The 19,413-nt window shown below is 66.3% G+C and carries 16 protein-coding genes; 12 read left to right on the top strand and 4 right to left on the bottom strand.

What is annotated here, in order from left to right; translation table 11 throughout:
• Positions 1 to 23: 23 nt before the first annotated feature.
• The 3 genes from JOF56_RS55055 to JOF56_RS55065 all read left to right on the top strand — a co-directional run bounded on the left by JOF56_RS55055 (position 24) and on the right by JOF56_RS55065 (position 4,129).
• Positions 24 to 989 carry a S1C family serine protease gene (locus tag JOF56_RS55055; protein ID WP_245378804.1) on the top strand — a complete coding sequence of 322 codons (966 nt, stop codon included), beginning with the start codon at positions 24 to 26 and terminating at the stop codon, positions 987 to 989.
• A 532-nt stretch (positions 990 to 1,521) separates the two neighbouring features.
• Complete coding sequence (locus JOF56_RS55060) at positions 1,522 to 2,922, top strand: glycoside hydrolase family 16 protein (protein ID WP_372448348.1); 1,401 nt, start codon at positions 1,522 to 1,524, stop codon at positions 2,920 to 2,922.
• Positions 2,923 to 3,010: 88 nt separating this feature from the next.
• Entirely contained in the window at positions 3,011 to 4,129 is a 1,119-nt protein-coding gene (locus JOF56_RS55065; protein WP_209647487.1) for a M50 family metallopeptidase, read from the top strand.
• Here the strand turns inward: JOF56_RS55065 and JOF56_RS55070 are convergent.
• Both JOF56_RS55070 and JOF56_RS55075 read right to left on the bottom strand, forming a co-directional pair.
• Positions 4,126 to 5,619: a CoA-acylating methylmalonate-semialdehyde dehydrogenase gene (locus tag JOF56_RS55070; RefSeq protein WP_209647488.1), complete on the bottom strand. Its 1,494-nt coding sequence runs from the start codon at positions 5,617 to 5,619 to the stop codon at positions 4,126 to 4,128. The genes JOF56_RS55065 and JOF56_RS55070 overlap by 4 nt on opposite strands.
• Complete coding sequence (locus tag JOF56_RS55075; RefSeq protein ID WP_209649070.1) at positions 5,616 to 6,920, bottom strand: aspartate aminotransferase family protein; 1,305 nt, start codon at positions 6,918 to 6,920, stop codon at positions 5,616 to 5,618. Before JOF56_RS55075 ends, JOF56_RS55070 begins: the two co-directional genes overlap by 4 nt.
• A 126-nt stretch (positions 6,921 to 7,046) precedes the next feature.
• Between JOF56_RS55075 and JOF56_RS55080 the strand changes: the two genes are divergently transcribed.
• The 6 genes from JOF56_RS55080 to JOF56_RS55105 all read left to right on the top strand — a co-directional run bounded on the left by JOF56_RS55080 (position 7,047) and on the right by JOF56_RS55105 (position 14,098).
• Positions 7,047 to 8,672, top strand: coding sequence for a PucR family transcriptional regulator (locus tag JOF56_RS55080; RefSeq protein ID WP_209647489.1), 1,626 nt, complete (start codon positions 7,047 to 7,049; stop codon positions 8,670 to 8,672).
• A 50-nt stretch (positions 8,673 to 8,722) separates the two neighbouring features.
• Complete coding sequence (locus JOF56_RS55085; protein ID WP_209647490.1) at positions 8,723 to 9,136, top strand: SSI family serine proteinase inhibitor; 414 nt, start codon at positions 8,723 to 8,725, stop codon at positions 9,134 to 9,136.
• A 228-nt stretch (positions 9,137 to 9,364) separates the two neighbouring features.
• Positions 9,365 to 10,918, top strand: coding sequence for an NCS1 family nucleobase:cation symporter-1 (locus JOF56_RS55090; RefSeq protein ID WP_209647491.1), 1,554 nt, complete (start codon positions 9,365 to 9,367; stop codon positions 10,916 to 10,918).
• Positions 10,869 to 11,711: a nitrilase-related carbon-nitrogen hydrolase gene (locus JOF56_RS55095; RefSeq protein ID WP_209647492.1), complete on the top strand. Its 843-nt coding sequence runs from the start codon at positions 10,869 to 10,871 to the stop codon at positions 11,709 to 11,711. Before JOF56_RS55090 ends, JOF56_RS55095 begins: the two co-directional genes overlap by 50 nt.
• Positions 11,711 to 13,099, top strand: a complete 1,389-nt coding sequence (gene hydA / locus JOF56_RS55100) for a dihydropyrimidinase (protein ID WP_209647493.1) — start codon at positions 11,711 to 11,713, stop codon at positions 13,097 to 13,099. The genes JOF56_RS55095 and hydA overlap by 1 nt, the downstream gene beginning before the upstream one ends.
• 9 nt (positions 13,100 to 13,108) lie before the next feature.
• On the top strand, positions 13,109 to 14,098 hold the full coding sequence (locus JOF56_RS55105) for a TIGR03842 family LLM class F420-dependent oxidoreductase (protein ID WP_209647494.1): 990 nt from the start codon (positions 13,109 to 13,111) through the stop codon (positions 14,096 to 14,098).
• On the opposite strand, the gene JOF56_RS55110 is transcribed toward JOF56_RS55105, so the two are convergent.
• Positions 14,099 to 14,617, bottom strand: a complete 519-nt coding sequence (locus JOF56_RS55110) for a hypothetical protein (protein WP_209647495.1) — start codon at positions 14,615 to 14,617, stop codon at positions 14,099 to 14,101.
• A 136-nt stretch (positions 14,618 to 14,753) separates the two neighbouring features.
• Here JOF56_RS55110 and JOF56_RS55115 point away from each other — a divergent pair, with 136 nt between their 5' ends.
• On the top strand, positions 14,754 to 17,849 hold the full coding sequence (locus JOF56_RS55115; protein WP_209647496.1) for an ATP-binding protein: 3,096 nt from the start codon (positions 14,754 to 14,756) through the stop codon (positions 17,847 to 17,849).
• On the opposite strand, the gene JOF56_RS55120 is transcribed toward JOF56_RS55115, so the two are convergent.
• Entirely contained in the window at positions 17,837 to 18,346 is a 510-nt protein-coding gene (locus JOF56_RS55120; protein WP_209647497.1) for a hypothetical protein, read from the bottom strand. The genes JOF56_RS55115 and JOF56_RS55120 overlap by 13 nt on opposite strands.
• A 277-nt stretch (positions 18,347 to 18,623) precedes the next feature.
• Here JOF56_RS55120 and JOF56_RS61085 point away from each other — a divergent pair, with 277 nt between their 5' ends.
• Both JOF56_RS61085 and JOF56_RS55130 read left to right on the top strand, forming a co-directional pair.
• Positions 18,624 to 18,866, top strand: coding sequence for a type II toxin-antitoxin system TacA family antitoxin (locus JOF56_RS61085; protein ID WP_372448414.1), 243 nt, complete (start codon positions 18,624 to 18,626; stop codon positions 18,864 to 18,866).
• Positions 18,867 to 19,373, top strand: a complete 507-nt coding sequence (locus tag JOF56_RS55130; protein ID WP_209647499.1) for a hypothetical protein — start codon at positions 18,867 to 18,869, stop codon at positions 19,371 to 19,373. It begins immediately after the preceding gene.
• Positions 19,374 to 19,413 lie beyond the last annotated feature (40 nt).

Consider the following 19,413-nt stretch of genomic DNA (forward strand, 5'->3'; position numbering starts at 1 on the left):
TTCTTGGTCGCAGAGTTGGTGCCATGACCACGACACCGCAGATGACTCCGCCCCAGCACTACGGCCCGGCCCAGTACCCGCCGATGACGCCGCCCCCGGCGTACAACAACGGTGGCGGCCTACCACCGACGGGCGGGCCGGTGCCGCCTGCGCTGGCGAACCCCGGCAAGCCCCGCCGCTTCCGCCGCGGAGCCGTCGCCCTCACCATCGCCGCGGTGATCGGGGCAGGCGCGGTAGGTGGCGTGACCGGCGCCCTCATCGACTCCGGCAACGCGACCACCCCCACAGCGTCGACACCGATAGTCCAGAACGTCGGCACAAACACGCCTTCCGACGTAAGCGCGGTCGCCAGCAAGGTGCTCCCCAGCGTGGTCCAGGTGAACGTGCGCACAGCGAACGCCGAGGGCATCGGCTCCGGCGTGATCCTGACCGCCGACGGCCGAATCCTGACCAACAACCATGTGGTGTCAGGCGCGTCCCAGGTAACCGTGACCCTCAACGACGGCCGCAACTTCCCAGCCACAGTCGTGGGCACAGACGCCGCCAGCGACCTCGCCGTGCTGCAACTGCAAGGAGCCTCCGGCCTGATCCCGGCAACACTCGGCGACTCAAGCTCGGTGAAGATCGGTGACGAGGTGGTGGCCTTCGGCTCACCCGGCGGCCTGCAGGGAACTGTGACCTCCGGCATCGTCAGCGCCTTGAACCGAGACGTGAACGTCCCAGCCGACGAAGGCCAGCAGAACCCCTTCGCCAGCAACAGCCGCGGCGGCGCCCAGACAACCTACAAGGCAATCCAGACCGACGCCTCGATCAACCAGGGCAACTCCGGCGGCCCCCTGGTCAACGCCAACGGCGAAGTGATCGGCATCAACTCCGCGATCTACTCCCCAGTGTCCACATCGGATGGACGCGCGGGCAGCGTCGGCATCGGCTTCGCCATCCCCATCAACGACGCCAAAACCGTAATCGCCAACATAGTCGGCAACTGAACCCAGAAATCCCACCAAGCGTGCGCCCGTTCCCCAACGGGCGCACGACGCTTCCCACCATCTGTGGGAAGCCCGCCGCCCCGCAAGAGCACAATCCTCAGACAACCACCACAGCCACACCAGAAAACCACAACCCGAGCATCATCAAACCGCCCCACCCCAAGAGAACAGCCCCCGCCACTCCCAGGGGGGCGTCCCTGGTCCAGTCTATCGGGGGAGCGTGATCGAGAAGGGGTTTGCGGTGGGCTGTGGACAACTGGATTTGCGAGTGGACCGTTCGCACTGACAGCTGCTGGTCACGGCTTTGGCGGTGGACGCATCAGGTCACAGCTTGGGCCGAGGCGTCAAGTCGGGCCGCGAGCCGCAGTCGAGACGGCGGACAGGCCCCGACCGAGGCCTGAGCGCCCACCGATCCGGGCCGAAACCGCTTCCGCCTGACCCTGAACCGTGACAAGAACCTTCCGCAGGGTTGACACAAGCGCGTGAGAGCGCTCTCATAATCACACAAACCGGTGTGACAAGGAGGTCGCCTGTGCCGGTTGAAACCCTGCGACCGCCGAGGATCAAACGGCGGAGGTTGTCTTTTGTCGCGGCTGGCGGTGTTGGGCTGCTTGTTGCGGCGGCTGTTCTTGCCGATACTGCGTCCGGGGCGGTACCGCCGCCGCCTGCCGGGTGGAACCTGGTCTGGGCGGATGACTTCGACGGCGGCGCCAACACGCTGCCCAGTGAGTCGAACTGGATCATCGACACCGGGCATTCCTATCCCGGCGGCCCCGACAACTGGGGTACCGGCGAGATCCAGGACTACACGCGCAACACGTCGAATCTTTCCCTTGATGGCGCCGGGAACCTGCGGATCACTCCGCTGCGGGACGGCGCGGGCAACTGGACCTCAGGTCGCATTGAGACGCGGCGGTCGGACTTCAAGGCTCCGGCCAACGGCGTTCTACGGATCGAGGCCCGGATTCAGATGCCGAATGTCACCGGGCAGGCCGCGCTCGGGTACTGGCCGGCGTTCTGGACACTGGGCGCGCCCTATCGCGGGAACTACTGGAACTGGCCGGGCATCGGCGAGTTCGACATCATGGAGAACGTCAACGGGATCAACTCCGTCTGGGGTGTGCTCCATTGTGGAGTGAACCCGGGCGGCCCGTGCAACGAGACCACTGGCATCGGTGCGAGCCGGGCCTGTCCTGGTTCCAGCTGCCAGTCGGCGTTCCACACGTACCGGTTCGAGTGGGATCGCAGTGTCAGTCCCAACCAGTTGCGGTGGTACGTCGACGGCCAGCAGTTCCACGGCGTGAGCCAGAACCAGATGGACGCCGGCTCGTGGGACAACATGACCAGCCACGCCGGCTACTTCATTCTGCTGAATGTCGCGATGGGCGGTGCTTTCCCGAACGGTGTCGCGGGGTTCGGCACTCCCACAGCAGAGACTGTGCCCGGCCGGCCGTTGGTGGCCGACTATGTGGCGGTGTGGTCTCGCGGCGGCGGTGGCACAGAGCCACCTCCGGGCGGCGGTGGGGACGCCTACGGCACTTTGCAGGCCGAGGCGTTCCAGGCCCAGAACGGTGTGATCGTCGAGGGCACGACTGACTCGGGCGGCGGCCAGAACATCGGTGCGGTGAGCAACGGCGACTGGACGCTGTACCGGGGCATCAACTTCGGCAGCAACCCGGCGCGGCAGTTCGTCGCCCGTGTTGCGTCCGGTGCCGGAGGTGGGGTGAGCGGCTTGGTCGAAGTGCGGCTCGACAGTCCGACGAGTGCGCCGGTCGGCAGCTTTGCCCTCGCCAACACGGGCGGATGGCAGTCGTGGCGCACGGTCCCGGCCAACATCAGCGCCGTGACCGGTACCCACGACGTGTACCTCACGTTCACCAGCGGCCAGCCCGCCGACTTCGTGAACGTCAACTGGTTCACGTTCGGTCACTGAGGAAGGTCACTGAGGACGTGACTGTGGGCTCGGCTGCACACAAGCCGAGCCCACAGAAGCTTCACCCCGGCAGTGGGACAGTCTGCCGGTGATCGCATACATCTTCGGGATCGTGCTGTTCGCGCTGGGCGTTTGTCTGTCTCTGGCGTTGCACGAGGCCGGGCACATGCTCACCGCGCGTGCCTTCGGCATGAAGGTGCGCCGGTTCTTCGTCGGCTACGGGCCGAAACTGTTCTCGTTCAAGCGCAACGGCACCGAGTACGGCCTGAAGGCGATCCCGGTCGGCGGGTTCTGCGACATCGCCGGGATGACCACGCTCGACGACCGGCCTGGTGAGCGGCCGATGTTCCGGTTCAAGACATGGCAACGGACCGTGGTGATGGCCACCGGCCCGCTCACGCATTTCGTGCTTGGCTTCCTGATCCTGTACACGATGGCCGCGACCATGGGCCTGCCGAACACCACTGGGAAGCCGGTTCTCGGCTCAGTGGCCGGTGGCGCCGCCGAAACAGCGGGAATCCGGCCCGGTGACACCGTTTTGTCCGTCGGCGGCACACAGACGCCGACCTGGTCGGAGGTCGTCGGCACGGTCCGCAAGCAGTCGGGCCCGACTGCGATCGAGGTCCGGCGCGGCGACGAGACGCTGCTCTTCTCGGTGAACATTCCGCAGGTCAACCGGGAGGGCCTCGGTCAGGTCGGCACGATCGGCGCGACCGTCACCACGAACTTCTCCTACGGCCCGATCGAGGCGATCAGCGGTGCCGGCGCGTTCACCGGGCAGATGTTCGCGCAGACCTGGCAGAAGCTGGTGGAGTTCCCGCAGCGGGTCCCGGCCCTGGTCAGCGCCATTTTCGGCGGCGAACGCGACCCGAACACGCCGATCAGTGTGGTCGGCGCGAGCCGGCTCGGCGGCGAGGCGGTCGCAGCCGGGCTGTGGTCGGTGTTCCTGCTGATGCTGGCGGGCCTGAACTTCTTCCTCGGCGTGTTCAACCTGTTGCCGCTGCTGCCATTGGACGGCGGCCACATCGTGGTCAACTGGTACGAGCGTGTCCGTGACTCGATTCGCAAACTGCGTGGACGGGCGGCGCTGGGGCCCGTCGACTACGAACGTCTCGCCACGGTCACGCTCGTCCTGGTGATGATCGGCGGCGCGCTGGTCACGCTGACCATCACCGCCGACATCGTCAATCCGGTCCGGCTGACCTAGATATTCTGGGGGAATCCGAGGTTCACTCCACCGTGCGATGGGTCGAGCCACCGGTTGGTGACCACTTTGGACCGTGTGAAGAAATGAATTCCGTGCGGCCCATAAGCGTGTGTGTCACCGAAAAGTGAATCTTTCCATCCCCCGAAGGAGTAATAGCCGACCGGGACCGGGATGGGCACGTTCACGCCGACCATCCCGACTTCGACCTCGTTCTGGAAACGCCGGGCGGCGCCGCCGTCATTGGTGAAGATCGCGGTGCCGTTGCCGTACTGGTTGCTGTTGACCAATTCCATGGCGGCGTCGTAGGTGGGCACGCGGACGACCGACAGCACCGGTCCGAAGATCTCGTCGGTGTAGATCGACATGTCCGTGCGCACCCGGTCGAACAGCGTGGGGCCGAGCCAGAAGCCCCCGGCGGCGCCGTCGACCGGGTGACCACGGCCATCCACGGCCAGTGTGGCCCCCGATGCCACACCGGCCTCCACATAGGACTCGACGCGATCGCGGTGCGCGCGAGTCACCAGAGGCCCCATTTCGCAGCCCGCCCGGCGGCCGTCGCCGACGTGCAGGCCCGACATCCGCGAGGAGATCTTGTCCACCAGCTCGTCGCCGACCGGGTCGACCGCCACGACCACGGAGATGGCCATGCACCGCTCCCCCGCCGAGCCGAAACCGGCTGACACGGCGGCGTCCGCGGCCAGGTCGAGATCCGCGTCCGGCAGCACGACCATGTGGTTCTTGGCCCCACCAAGCGCTTGCACGCGTTTGCCGTGCGAGGTCCCGGTCTCGTAGACGTACCGCGCGATCGGTGTCGATCCGACAAACGACACGGCCTTGACTGTCTTGTGTTCCAGAAGGCCGTCGACCGCGACTTTGTCGCCGTGCAGAACGTTGAGCACGCCATCGGGCAAACCGGCCTCAGCCAGCAGTTCGGCGATGAAATTGGCCGCCGACGGGTCCTTTTCCGAGGGTTTGAGCACCACTGTGTTGCCGCAGGCGATCGCATTGGGAACAAACCACAACGGAACCATTGCCGGGAAGTTGAACGGCGAGATCACCGCGACCACACCGAGCGGCTGCTGAATGGAGTACACATCCACCTTGGTGGACACGTTCTCGCTGAATCCGCCCTTCAGCAGATGCGGGATTCCACAAGCGAATTCGACAGCCTCCAGGGCACGCTGCACCTCACCGCCTGCGTCGTCGAGGACCTTGCCGTGCTCGGCGGTCACGATCGCCGCGAGGTCACCCTTGCGAGCGGCCAGCAGCTCCCGGAACTTGAACAGCACGTTCGACCGCTTGGCCAGCGAACTGTCCCGCCAGGCCGGGAAGGCCGCCGCGGCAGCGGAAACAGCAGCATCCACTTCGGACTGCGCGGCGAAGTCGACAGTGCCACTGACGTTCCCGGTCGCCGGGTCGTACACCTCGCCTGTGCGCGAAGCCACGCCGTCCCAAGGCTTCCCGTTGATCCAGTGGGTAATGCGTGTCACGCTTTGTTCTCCTTGTCCACGACAGTGATCGACTCGGTGAGGATCGCCAGGCCTTCCTGGGTCTCCTCCTCGGTCAGCGTCAACGGCGGCGCCAGCCGGATCACGTTGTTGTACAACCCGCCCTTGCCGACGAGCAGCCCGCGCGACTTGGTCTCCTCAAGCAGCCGGGCCGCAGCGGCCGGGCTCGGTGTGCGGCCGTCCGGGCCGACCATCTCGATGCCCACCATCAGGCCCTTGCCGCGCACGTCACCGATCACCGGGCTCTCCACGGAGACGTCCCGCAGGCCGTTGATCAGCTGGCTGCCGAGTTTGGCCGCGTTGGCCTGCAAGTCGTTGTCCAGCAGGTAGTCCAGCGCGGCCTTGGCGCCCGCGGTGGAGATCGGGTTGCCGCCGAAGGTGGAGATCGAGTTGGCCTTGAGGCAGTCCATCAGGTCGCCGCGGGCGACCACGCCGCCGATCGCGAGACCGTTGCCGAGGCCCTTGGCGAACGTCATCGCGTCCGGCACCACCCCATGCGCCTGGATCCCCCAGAAGTGCTCGCCGGTACGGCCCCAGCCGGTCTGCACCTCGTCGGCGATGAACAGGATCCCGTGCTCGTCGAGGACTTCCTTCATCGCGCCGAACATCCCGTCCGGCGGCACGTTGAACCCGCCGACACCCTGGATCGGCTCGGCGATCATGCAGGCCACGTCCCCTGCCGTGGTCACTTCGACGATGTCGCGCAGGTCGTCGACGCAGGCGGCGACGTATTCCGAGTCGGAGAAGTTCGCGAACGGCCCGCGCATCCGGTAGCCGCCGTGCACGTAGCTGACCTTGACCGGTGACAACGAACTGGCCGACCAGCCGCGGTTGCCGGTGATGCCCATCGTGGCGAACGCCCGGCCGTGGTACGAGTTGCGCAGCGCGAGCACCTGGTCGCTGCGCCGGTACTGGGTCGCGAGCAGCAGCGCGGTCTCGTTGGCCTCGGTGCCGGAGTTGGTGAAGAAGACCTTGGCGTCCGGGATGCCCGACAGCTCCGAGATCTTCTCGGCCAGCTCGACCTGCTTGCGGATCAGGTACAGCGTCGAGGTGTGCAGCACGCCCGAATCGACCTGCTCGCGGACGGCGTCGCTGATCTCGGCGATGTCGTAGCCGATCGCGTTGGTCAGGATGCCGGCGAAGAAGTCCAGGTAGGTCCGGCCTCGCGAGTCGGTGACCCGGCGGCCGTCGCCGCTGATGATCTCGATCGGCTCCGAGTAGTACAGCGCCAGCCAGCTGGGCAGCACGGCACGGTGACGGTTGAGCAGGTCGTCCTCAGGCAGGTCGTCCACAGGCACAGCAAGCCTCCATGACGCGGGGGTCCCTTGGGTTCGAGTGTGGTGTGCGGCGCGGGCGGCCACCATCGACAACGTGTACCGGAAATCCGGCAAACCGCTTACATTGTGTGCATGTACCCGACGGTCGCCGACGCGCTCACCCTGCCAGTGATCCGCGAGGGCCGGCCGCGGGTCGTCGCCGGGCACGGTGCACTGGATCGTCCCGTCCGGTGGGTGCATGTCGCGGAGGTGGCGGACCTCGCGCATCTGCTGCGCGGTGGTGAGCTCGTCCTCACGACGGGCATAGCGCTGCCTGACGACCCGGACGGGCTCGCGCGCTACGTCGATGAGCTCGCGGATGTGGGTGTAGCGGGCATCATCGTCGAGTTGCTGCGGCACTGGAGTGACCGTCTGCCGCAGGCGTTCGTCGCCGCCGCGGAGCGACGCGGCATGCCGTTGGTGACGCTCTCCGAGGAGACGCGGTTCGTGACCGTGACGGAGGCGGTTGTCGGGCTCATCGTGGACGCCCAGGTGGCCGAGCTGAAGGCCGCTGAGCAGGTCCACGAGACGTTCACAGCGCTGACGGTCGCTGGAGCCGAACCGGCCGAGGTGCTGCGTGAGGTCGCTCGGACAGCAGGGCTGCCGGTGGTCCTGGAGACGCTGGCACACGACGTCCTCGCGTACGACACAGCAGGCGCCAACCCCAACGAGCTGCTGCGCGACTGGGCGCGTCGCTCACGCGCGGTGCACGTGACCGAGCGGACGAGCTACGACGCCGAGGCGGGCTGGCTGGTCACGGTCGTCGGCGCTCGCGGTAACGACTGGGGCCGGCTGGTGCTGATCTGCCCGGCAACGCCCCCGCACAGGCACGTCGTGGTCGCCGAACGCGCGGCATCCGCGCTGGCCGTACACCGGCTCGTCGCACGCGACCGTGAAGGACTCGAGCGGCACGCGCACCGCACGCTCCTCACCGAAATCCTGTCCTCACCTGGCGCTGACATCAACGCACGGGCCGCCGCGCTGGGCGTCCCCTTAGAACACCGCAGGCTTGTCGGAATCGCCGTCCGGCCGCGCACCAGCGTCAACCCCGCGCCCGCCATGGCCACACAGGAGGTGCTACGGGACCTCGCCGAGGCCACGGCACTCGCCGCACGCCGTGCCCAGACGGCCGCACTGGTCGGCGTTGTGGACGACACGAGCGTGCGAGTGCTGCTTTCCCTGCCACCACAAGCCGAAGTGGCCAATGTCCTGCGCAAGCTGGCCAAGGAAGTCCACCACGCGGCCGGGGCGACACAACGTGCTTTGCCCGTCGTGCTGGCCGTCGGGACGACAGTCGACCGGGTGATCGGCGCACGCCGCAGCATGGTCGAGGCCGCACATGTCGCCGACGCGGCCCTGAGGTCCACTTCGGACCGTCTCTACCATCGGCTGGACGACGTCCGACTGCGCGGCCTGCTGCACTTGCTGGCCAACGACGAGCGCATCACCGCCTTCACCGACCGCGAGCTGGGCCCGCTGCTGACCCGCGACGCCGCCCAGGGCAGCCGCCTGGTGGACACCCTGCGGCACTACTGCGAGCAGGGCGGCAACAAGTCCGCCGCCGCCGCTGCCGCGCACATGTCCAGAACCGCCTACTACCAACAGCTTTCCCGGATCGAGCAGGTCCTCGGTGTGTCGCTGGAGGACCCTGAATCGATGCTGTCGCTCTACGTCGCGCTGCTGACCCTGGATGTCCAGGCGCATCACTCGGCCGAGTAACCCTCGTTCAGGTAAAACAGTGTTGTTCGCCCGATGCCGATGTCCGGTTCATGCAGTCTTCCCTCAAACCCCTCGCAGTCGGCGCGTGTGTCGCGGCGCTCGCGGCGTCGTTCCTGGCCGGACCGGCCGCGGCCAGCACCGTCAGCCCGGCGTTGCCCACCCTCGTGCTGTCCCTGAAGGACGAGCACACCCTGCTGGTCCCGGACACCCGCACCCTCGGCTGCGACGACCCGGAGAACGTGACCGGCTCGCACCCGCGCCGGGAGCGGGCCTGTGCCACGCTGGACGCGGCCGGCGGCAACTTCGAGAACCTGCAGACCACCGGCGGCGCCTGCCCGATGATCTACGACCCGGTCACCGCCACGGCGAAGGGCCGCTACAAGGGCATGCGGATCGACTTCGAGGCCGTCTACGCCAACCAGTGCGTCGCGGCAGCCGAGAGCGCCGACATCTTCCGCTGGTGACCGCCACCCGGTGATGTCGGATTGTGTCCCCAATGTGGCATTGGTGGCATCGCATGCCACCAATGCCACATTGGGGGCAAAGCAGAATTCGGTGCGGTCGAAAGATCGGCACGCAAGCGACATACTGTTCATCGACTGACGCAACGGTGAACACAGTGACTCTGCCGTGGTCAACGGGGCGACGATGAGGATTCCCGGATGGACCCCACGACGCGTGCGGAGTGAGCTATGGCCGGATCGTCGCAAGTAACTCATCCTGACGGCCGGGTCGACCTGGTCGACGCCTCGGCAATCGCGGCCAGCCGCTACTACAACCCCGAGCTCGCGCCCGTCCCGATCGAGCGCAGGCACTGGACCACGTACAACTACTTCGCGCTGTGGATGGGCATGGCCCACAACATCCCCAGCTACACCCTGGCCGCCTCGCTGATCGCGCTGGGCATGGACTGGGTCCAGGCGTTCATGACGATCACCCTGGGCAACCTGATCGTGCTCATCCCCATGTTGCTCAACAGTCACGCGGGTACCAAATACGGCATTCCCTTCCCGGTCTTCGCCCGCGCGTTCTACGGCGTGCGCGGCGCGAACCTGGCCGCGATCATGCGTGGCCTCATCGCGTGCGCCTGGTTCGGCATCCAGACCTGGGTCGGCGGCGAGGCGCTGTTCGTGATCATCGGCAAGCTCGCCGGCGACGGCTGGGCCAAGGCGGCCGGGATCGGTGGCCAGCCGTGGACGCTGTGGCTGTGTTTCGTGTTGTTCTGGGTCGTGCAGATGCTCATCATCTGGCGCGGGATGGAGGCGATCCGCCGGTTCGAGAACTGGACCGCGCCGCTGGTGTCGGTCGGATTCCTGATCCTGCTGGCGTACGTGGTGATCAAGGCGGGCGGGTTCGGCCCGATCCTGTCCGAGCCGTCCAAGCTGGGCTGGGGCGCGGACTTCTGGCAGGTCTTCGCGCCGTCGCTGATGGGCATGATCGCGTTCTGGTCGACGCTGTCGCTGAACATGCCGGACTTCACCCGGTTCGGCGGCAGCCAGAAAAAGCAGGTCACCGGGCAGATCCTCGGCCTGCCGACCACGATGTCGTTCATCGCGCTGGTGGCGATCCTGACCACGTCCGGCGCGGTGGCGCTCTACGGCGAGGCTATCTGGGACCCGGCGCAGCTCGCGGCCCGGTTCGACAGCCCGATCCTGGTGGTCGTCGCCCTGATCGCGCTGGTGCTGGCCACCGTGTCGGCGAACCTGGCGGCCAACGTGGTCAGCCCGTCCTACGACTTCTCCAACGCGTTCCCGCGCAAGATCACGTTCGCGATGGGCGGCCTGATCACCGGTGTGATCGGCGTGGTGATCATGCCGTGGAAGCTGATCTCCGACCCGAGCATCTACATCTTCGCGTGGCTGGGCTTCTACGGCGGTGTGCTGGGTGCGGTCGCGGGCGTGTTCGTGGCCGGCTACTGGACGATCCGCAAGACCCGGCTCAAGCTCGTCGACCTGTACATGGAAGGCCGCGACGGCGCCTACTGGTTCAACGCCGGCTGGAACTGGCGCGCGGTGGTCGCGACCGTCGTGGCCGGGCTGCTGGCGGTCGGCGGTGCGTACGGCGGGCCGTTCCCCGCCGATGGCCTGATCCCGTTCCTGAAGCCCCTTTACGACTACAGCTGGGTGGTCGGCGCCGTCGTGGGTTACGTCATCTACCTGCTGCTATCCATGAACACAACGCACGAGGAGGAAGCCAGTGCCGCAGATCGTTCGAGCCGGGTTGATCCAGCAGCGGTGGACGGGTGACAAGGAGTCGATGATCGCGAACGCGGTGGACGCGATCGCGAAAGCCGCCTCACAGGGCGCCCAGGTGGTCTGCCTGCAGGAGTTGTTCTACGGCCCGTACTTCTGCCAGGTGCAGGACGCGGACTACTACTCCTACACCGAGCGGATCCCGGACGGGCCGACCACCAAGCTGATGCAGGAGGTGGCCAAGACCCACGGGGTCGTGCTCGTCGTGCCGATGTACGAGGAGGAGCAGCCCGGGGTCTACTTCAACACCGCCGCGGTGATCGACGCCGACGGCAAGTACCTCGGCATGCACCGCAAGAACCACATCCCCCAGGTGAAGGGGTTCTGGGAGAAGTTCTACTTCAAGCCCGGCAACCTCGGGTACCCGGTGTTCGACACCGCGGTGGGCCGGATCGGCGTCTATATCTGCTACGAACGGCACTTCCCCGAAGGCTGGCGCGCGCTCGGCCTGGCCGGTGCGCAGATCGTGTTCAACCCGTCGGCCACCAGCCGTGGGCTCTCGGAGTACCTGTGGCGCCTGGAGCAGCCCGCCGCGGCCGTGGCGAACGAGTACTACGTCGGCACGATCAACCGGGTCGGCGTGGAGCCGTTGGGTGACAACGACTTCTACGGCCAGTCGTACTTTGTGGACCCTCGTGGCCAGTTGGTCGGCGAGGCCGCGTCGGACACCGAGGAAGAAATTGTCGTGCGGGACCTGGACATGGGCAGGCTCGCCGAGGTCCGTGACCTGTGGGCGTTCTACCGCGACCGTCGCCCGGACACGTACGAGAGCCTGGTGAAGCCCTGATGCGTACCCTGATCAAGGGCGGGACCGTCCTGAGCTCGACGGGCGCCATCCTGGCCGACGTCCTGGTCGACAGCGAGCACATCGCGGCACTCAGCGCGCCGGGCATCGACTGGCCGGACGTGGACAAGACCATCGACGCCACGGGCAAATACGTTCTGCCCGGCGGAATCGACGCCCACACGCACATGGAGATGCCGTTCGGCGGGACGTCGTCGCACGACACGTTCGAGACCGGTACGACCGCGGCCGCCTGGGGCGGGACCACGACCATCGTGGACTTCGCCGTACAGGCCAAGGGCACCACGTTGCAGTCCACTCTGGACAAGTGGCACAGCAAGGCGGACGGCAACTGCGCGATCGACTACGCCTTCCACATGATCGTCTCGGACGTCAACGAGACATCGCTCAAGGAGATGCAGACCTGCATCGACCAGGGCGTGAACAGCTTCAAGATGTTCATGGCCTACCCGGGCGTGTTCTACGCGACCGACGGCGAGATCCTGCGGGCGATGCAGCGGGCCGCCGACATCGGCGGCCTGATCATGATGCACGCCGAGAACGGCATCGCGATCGACGAGCTGGTGGCGCAGGCCTTGCAGCAGGGCAAGACCGATCCCGTGCAGCACGGGTACACGCGTCCGTCCGAACTGGAGGGTGAGGCCACCTCCCGGGCGATCACCCTGGCCAAGGTCACGCGCTCGCCGCTGTACATCGTGCACCTGTCGGCCGCCGAGGCGCTCAACGCGGTCGCCGCGGCCCGCAACACCGGGCAGAACGTCTTCGCCGAGACGTGCCCGCAGTACCTGTACCTGTCCATTGAGGACCTCGCCAAGCCGGACTTCGAAGGCTCGAAGTACGTCGCCTCTCCCCCGTTGCGTCCCAAGGAGCATCAGGCGTCGCTATGGAACGGGCTACGGACCAACGACCTCTCAGTGGTGTCGACGGATCACTGCCCGTTCTGCTTCAACGAGCAGAAAGAGCTCGGCCGCGGCGACTTCTCCAAGATCCCCAACGGTATCCCCGGTGTCGAGCACCGGATGGACCTGCTGCACCAAGGGGTGGTCGCCGGGGAGATCTCGCTGGCCCGCTGGGTCGAGATCACCTCGACCACACCGGCCCGGATGTTCGGGCTCTACCCGCGCAAGGGCACGATCTCCCCGGGATCGGACGCGGACATCGTGGTGTACGACCCGGCGGCGACGCAGACCCTTTCGGTCGAGACGCACCACATGAACGTGGACTACTCCGCCTACGAGGGCATGCAGATCACTGGCAAAGTGGACACCGTGCTGTCCCGTGGCCGGATCGTGGTGGAGGGCAACGCCTTCCACGGTGCGACCGGGCACGGCCAGTTCCTGTCCCGCGACCTCTGCCAGTACCTGAACTAGGAGCGTTACATGGACTTCGGCGTCGTACTGCAGACCGACCCGCCCGCGAGCGAGGTCGTGCGGCTGATGAAGGCCGCGGATGACCGGGGATTCACCTACGGGTGGACGTTCGACTCCGTGGTGCTGTGGCAGGAACCGTTCGTGATCTTCTCGCAGATCCTGTCGGCCACCAGGCACCTGACCGTCGGCCCGATGGTGACCAATCCGTCCACACGGGACTGGTCGGTGACCGCGTCCTTGTTCGCGACGCTGAACGACATGTTCGGCAACCGGACCGTGTGCGGGATCGGCCGGGGCGACTCGGCCCGGCGGGTGATCGGCCAGCCACCGGCGAACCTGGCCACGTTGCGCGACGCGATGCACGTGATCAAGGAGCTGGCCGAGGGCCGGGAGGTGCTGCACCACGATACCCCGGTGCGGATCCCGTGGGTCCGGGACGGCAAACTCGAGATGTGGATGGCCGCGTACGGGCCGAAAGCGCTGAAACTCGTCGGAGAACAGGCCGACGGTTTCATCCTGCAGACCGCTGATCCGGCGATCACTCGTTGGACCATCGGTGCTGTGCGGGAAGCCGCTTCGGCCGCGGGCCGGGACCCGGACGCGATCACGATGTGTGTCGCGGCGCCCGCCTACGTGGGAGACGACATTCCGCATCAGCGTGAGCAGCTGCGTTGGTTCGGCGGGATGGTCGGCAACCACGTCGCGGACCTGGTCTCGCGGTACGGCGACTCCGGGCCGGTGCCGCACGAGCTGACCGACTACATCAAAGGGCGTCAGGCGTACGACTATTCGCACCACGGCCGGGCCGGCAACCCGTCGACCGATTTCGTGCCCGACCAGATCGTGGACCGGTTCTGCCTGGTGGGCCCGGAGTCCGCGCACATCGAACGGCTGCAGGAACTCAAAGAGCTGGGCGTGCACCAGTTCTCGCTCTACCTGATGCACGACCAGCGCGATGAGACCCTCAATGCCTACAGCAAGATCATCCAGAAGGTGTGATCACGGGTCGACGACGTCGATGAAGTGGGTGTAGTCGTCGAGCACGAAGGCCGCCCCGGCCATCGGCCCGACGATCTGTGCCTGCACGACGATCGTGTAGTTGCCCTCGGGCAGCCGCTGCACCCGGTGCATGCTGTGCTGTTCCCGAGGGCCACCGGCCGGGCTGTCGAACACGAAGCCGGCACCCGCCACCGGGTTGAACTCGATGACACCACCCGCGCCGATCGCCACGACCCGCACTGAACAGTAGGCGGCCGCGGCGCACACCGACGAGGCACCGAACGTCGACTCGACGATCTTGTCATCGTTGAGGCTGATCGGCATGTTGGTGGACGTGACGTTCCACCACCCGGCGCCGACCGGCGTGACCCACGGCGCGTTCTCGGTGTGATCCCGTTGAAAGCTGGTCGTCGTGCCGACGAACACGGCAAGGACAGCGTGCGCGACGCCAACCGTCGCCAGTACCGCCGTCAGTAACACCGCTACCGCGACACCCGCGCGTTTGATGAACTTCTTCATGGGCTCTGCTCCTAGGGATTCGTGGTTCCCCGACAGCCCATAGCGTCCGAGCGCGTCTTTGAGTGGTCTTAACGTGGAGCTAACACAGTCGGTTGCCTGACCGATCCTGGGGACGCCCACGGCAGGGGAGGACCACGTGACCACTGTGCCCGGCCGGATTTCCCGGCCACGACTGGACTCACAGCAGACCGAAGCACGGCTGACGACGCTCGTAGCGCCTGCGGGCTATGGGAAAACGACATTGCTGACCGAATGGGCCAGACGAACACCGACCGCGTGGCACACGTGTTGTATCTCAGACGCGGAACCCGGCTCTTTACTCGACGGGATACTGGCCTCGATCCGGGAAGTCCTTCCTACGCTTGCGTTCTCGGCACCGGACGAGGCCGGCAACCCGGCGAAAGTGGTGGACAGCGCACGCGACGAGCGCACACACGCGCTCGCGGAGTCGCTGTGCGCTGCTCTGTCCACTGTAGTCAGAGGAAGGCTCCTGCTCGTGCTGGACGATGTGCACCACGTCGACACCGGCACGCACTCGGCGAAGCTGCTCGAGGCGCTGTGCCGGCAACTGCCACGCGGTGTCCATCTGATCCTGTCCAGCAGGCAGCCGCCGCCGTTCGCCGTGCAACGCCTGCGATACGGCGGCGAGCTGGCCGAGGTCGACGCCGCTCGATTGGCCTTCACCGAAGCGGAAACCGCCCAGCTGTTAGGCGGCAGGCAAGCCCTGGCACCGGGCATTCACCGGGCCACCGGTGGGTGGCCGGTCGCGGTCCGGCTCGCCGCTGAAGCGACTCGCAGCGGTTACGTCACCGATCTGGACGCGGCACTTCGCCCCAACCAGCTGTTCCACTACCTGGCGAGCGAGATCTTCGACGGCGAGCCGGAACAGGTCCGGGCGATCATGCGGGTCGCAGCCCAGTTCGACCGGTTCTGCCCGGCGCTGCTGGACGCGCTCGGCCACCATGCCGCTGCGGAAGTCATGGAAGACCTGCTGGCCAAAGGGCTTTTCCTGGAACGGCTGCGGGCGGCGCCCGGCTGGCTGGCGTTGATGCCGCTGGCCCGGACGTTCACCGAGAACCACTTCCCGATGGACCAGCCCGAGCGCTTCCGCGTGCACGAACGGGCAGCGGGGTGGTTCGAGGACAACGGGTTCTTCAGCGAAGCGTGTTCGTCGTTCGCCGAATGCGGTGAGCACGACCAAGTCGAACGCGTTCTCAACGCGCACGCCGCTCAGTTGTGGCAGACCAGAGGCGCTGACGCCGTGCTCGCGGCCGCTGCCTTGATCCCCGCCGACCGGCGCAGCTCGGCGACGTGGCGGCTGCTCGGCGAGGCGCACCAGGTCCGCGGCGACTGGGGCAAGGCGGTGGAGTGCCTCAACCGGTCCGCCGGGCAGCTCGAGGGGCCTATCCCGGCTGCGGTCGCGTTGCCCCTGATGTGGATGCATTACGTCAGCGGGTCGACTGACGAATCCCTTGCGGTGTATCGGGATTGCCGCCTTGACGGCCATGATCCCGGCAAGGAGTCCAGACTGCTGAGCTGTCTCGCCGCGATCCACTGGGCTCACGGTGATCTGGCCGCCTGCCGTACGACCTGTTCGGCAGCGATGGAGATGGCGTCCGGGCACGACCTCGCACTGGCCGAAGCGCACACCGTGATGGCCATGCTGAGCGCCGCCGAAGGCGACCATGCCAAGCTCGCCCAGCACAACCGGCACGCGCTGGAGTACGCCGAACGCGCGGGCGATGTGTTCAGCCAGATCAGGGTCCGTTCGAACCGGGCGTCACACCACGTCGAGGCCGGGGACTACCGGTCGGCGATCGACGAGCTGGAAATCGCTCTGCCGCAGGCGGATCTGACCGGGTACGCGATCTATCGGGCTCTGTGCGTGAACAATCGTGGTGAGGCGCGACTCGGGCTGGGCCTGCTCGACGAGGCCGCGGCGGATTTCAACGCGGCCAAGGCAATCCTCACCGGCCTGGCGTCCCCGCTGGCGGCGGTACCGATATCCATGCTCGGCGACGTGTACCGATTACGCGGGGATCGTGTCCTGGCGAGCGCGGCGTACCAGGAGGCGATCAAGCTCGCGGAGCTCAACGGCACTGTGCCGCAACTGGTTCCGGCACTGGTCGGGATGGCACGGCTGCTCGCTTCCGACGAACCCGTGCTGGCGGCCCAGTACGCGCGGCGGGCAGTGGACTGCGGCGACGGCTTCGGTTACCCCGCCGCACTTGTCACACTCGCGATGACCGACCCAGCCTCGATTCCCGACGCGGAGCGGGTCGCGATCGACCGTGCCGACCGGGTGGCCCTCGGCGACCTGCTGGAACTCAAGGCACAGCTGACGCAGGACGTGGACATGGTGCGCCAGGCAGCCTCAGTCTGGCGTGAACTCGGCAACCGCGTGGGGCAGGTCCGTACCGCGATCGAGGAGGCCCGGCTGGTCGGCGGCCCCGCGGGCGAGCGAATCGCCATATCCGCCGAACGTGAGGCCCGCCAGATCGGCGCACACACCCTGGCCGCCCGCGCCCGGCGATCCGGCACGGCAGCGGTCCGCATCGAATCCCTCGGCGGATTCCGGGTCCTGCACGACGGTTCGCCGGTCCCGGTGGCCAAGTGGCCGTCACGCAAGTCCCGTGACCTGGTCAAAATCGTTGTCTCCCACCGAGGCCGGCCGGTGCCCCGGGAGACCCTGATGAGCCTGCTGTGGCCCGATTCGTCACCACGAGTCCTCGGCAACCGAATGTCCGTCGCGCTGTCCACCGCCCGCACCATGCTCAGACCCGGCGGCCTGATCACGGAAAATGACGCCGTCCGACTCGACCCAGCCTTGGTTTCCGTTGACGTGACCGCATTCCTGCGTGACGCCTCCGCCGGCCTGCAGCGCGGTGACATCGCCCTGCTCGCCACCGCCGAAGCCGCCTACACCGGCGACTTCCTCGAAGAGGACCCGTACGAAGACTGGGCAGCCGAACTCCGCGAGGAAGCCCGCCTGACCTACCTGCAAGTGACCGCTGCCCTCGCCACCCATTCAGCCGACGTAGGCGAACACGTCACAGCAAGCCGCTACTGCCTACGAATCCTGGAGCGAGATCGATACGACGAGACAGCACATTTGGCCTTGGTGCGTGCCCTGATCGCCTTGGGCAGCCACGGCGAGGCCCGACGCCGATATCGCGGCTACGTACTGAGAATGCGCGAGATCGACGTCGAGCCGGCCCCCTACCCACACTGAATCGTCGCCGAGATATTCCACCGCGCATTGCCGACAGCCTGCGAGTCATCCGCGTTGAACGTAACCACCTTCAACCCAGGCCCCGGCACAATCCCCGTCACCACAACCCCAGTACCAGACGGCACAATCTCAGCCTGCGCGCCGTACACATGACTGCCCGGATCACACCCAATCTGCATACTCGTCTGGCGCACACCGCCGAGCTCGTTGTCCTCCGTCAGCACCGGACTCCCCACCGGCCCACAGATCGCGTACGCCGTCAGGCTGTCATTGCCGTTGACTTCAGCCGTCGCCGTCCCCGCCACCCGATCCTCAGTCAACTCGATTTCCGGCTCAGCCCCTCCACTGGTGACATCCCCTCCGACCCCATACAGAACCGTGTTGTTCGGACAGCTCGCGGTCGCTGTGCCATTTCCCCCATCCGACACCCGCACCAGACTCGGCGGCCCGGCCTCCGCCACCTGCCCACCCACAACAAGAATCAGTCCCGCGATCAAGGCGGCTGCACGTGGCCCCATGAAAATCTCCCTTCAGGTCCCACCCAGCCTGAAGCAAGGTCTTAAAGCCGTCTTAGGGGCACCGCCCGAGGCAGGCATCACCAGCAACATCGCAGGTCACAACGTCGACAGAAGCATCAAGCTAGCGTTGTACGGACAATGCCCGTACAATGATGGACGGGAGCTCCACTCACTCGCACCACCGGACGCTGGAGCTACCACAACGGCAACCCAGAGGACTTTGTAAACCATGGCAACAAAAGACGAACGTTTGGAGATGCGCGTCAGCAGACCTGATAGACAGCTCATCGAGGACGCAGCCGAACATCTGAATGAGAGCGTCTCGGACTTCACACGCAATGCCGCTCTACGGCGAGCGGAGAAGGTTCTTGCGCGAACAAAAGTCACGTTGATGCCGGCAGAACAGTTCGATGCACTCCTGGATTCGCTCGATATCGCAGATGACGCGCCCGCACTACAGAGGGCGTTTGAACGTCCTCGGCGGTTTGAGCGAGGGTAGATGTATCACTCTACGAGCCTGACGGACGACCACAACACAGACTCATTTGACTGCGGAGTCGAGAGTCTCAACAACTGGCTTCGCAGCGATGCGATGCGGGCGCAGCGGGCGGATACAGCGAGAACATACGTCTGGACCGAAAGGCTGGACACCCTGGATGTTCTGGCGTACTTCTCGTTTGCGCCGACGCGTGTCGCCCGTGAAGAGTTGACATCAGGGCAGGCCGGCGGGCAGTCGGGTCACATTCCCGCGTATCTGCTCGCCCGCCTCGCTCTGGACCTGCGCCTGCACGGCCAGGGATTAGGTACTCAGGTGCTCGTAGATGCAATTGGACGTCTCGTGGGAGCCGCCCAGGTCTCCGCCGGAAGGCTTATCGTCGTGGACGCAATTGACGATGCGACCGTCGCGTTCTACTCCAAGCACAACTTTCAACCAGTAAAAATCACCGAGAGGCAGTTGGTTCTCAAGATTTCGACGGCCCGAAAAGCCATGGGGCTGGACCAGTAGCCGGCTCTGCCCGGAGCTTCACCGCGTTGGGACTGAAGCT

It is taken from the genome of Kibdelosporangium banguiense, from assembly GCF_017876405.1.
In the GTDB taxonomy this organism is placed as follows: Bacteria; Actinomycetota; Actinomycetes; order Mycobacteriales; family Pseudonocardiaceae; genus Kibdelosporangium; species Kibdelosporangium banguiense.

Excerpts from the sequence above, each read along its gene's own strand:
- JOF56_RS55055 (WP_245378804.1), top strand. The coding sequence starts at position 24 with ATGACCACGACACCGCAGATGACTCCGCCCCAGCACTACGGCCCGGCC.
- JOF56_RS55090 (WP_209647491.1), top strand. The coding sequence starts at position 9,365 with ATGGCCGGATCGTCGCAAGTAACTCATCCTGACGGCCGGGTCGACCTG.
- JOF56_RS55130 (WP_209647499.1), top strand. The coding sequence starts at position 18,867 with ATGTATCACTCTACGAGCCTGACGGACGACCACAACACAGACTCATTT.
- JOF56_RS55085 (WP_209647490.1), top strand. The coding sequence starts at position 8,723 with ATGCAGTCTTCCCTCAAACCCCTCGCAGTCGGCGCGTGTGTCGCGGCG.
- JOF56_RS55105 (WP_209647494.1), top strand. The coding sequence starts at position 13,109 with ATGGACTTCGGCGTCGTACTGCAGACCGACCCGCCCGCGAGCGAGGTC.
- JOF56_RS61085 (WP_372448414.1), top strand. The coding sequence starts at position 18,624 with ATGCGCGTCAGCAGACCTGATAGACAGCTCATCGAGGACGCAGCCGAA.
- hydA (WP_209647493.1), top strand. The coding sequence starts at position 11,711 with ATGCGTACCCTGATCAAGGGCGGGACCGTCCTGAGCTCGACGGGCGCC.
- JOF56_RS55110 (WP_209647495.1), bottom strand. The coding sequence starts at position 14,617 with ATGAAGAAGTTCATCAAACGCGCGGGTGTCGCGGTAGCGGTGTTACTG.
- JOF56_RS55080 (WP_209647489.1), top strand. The coding sequence starts at position 7,047 with ATGTACCCGACGGTCGCCGACGCGCTCACCCTGCCAGTGATCCGCGAG.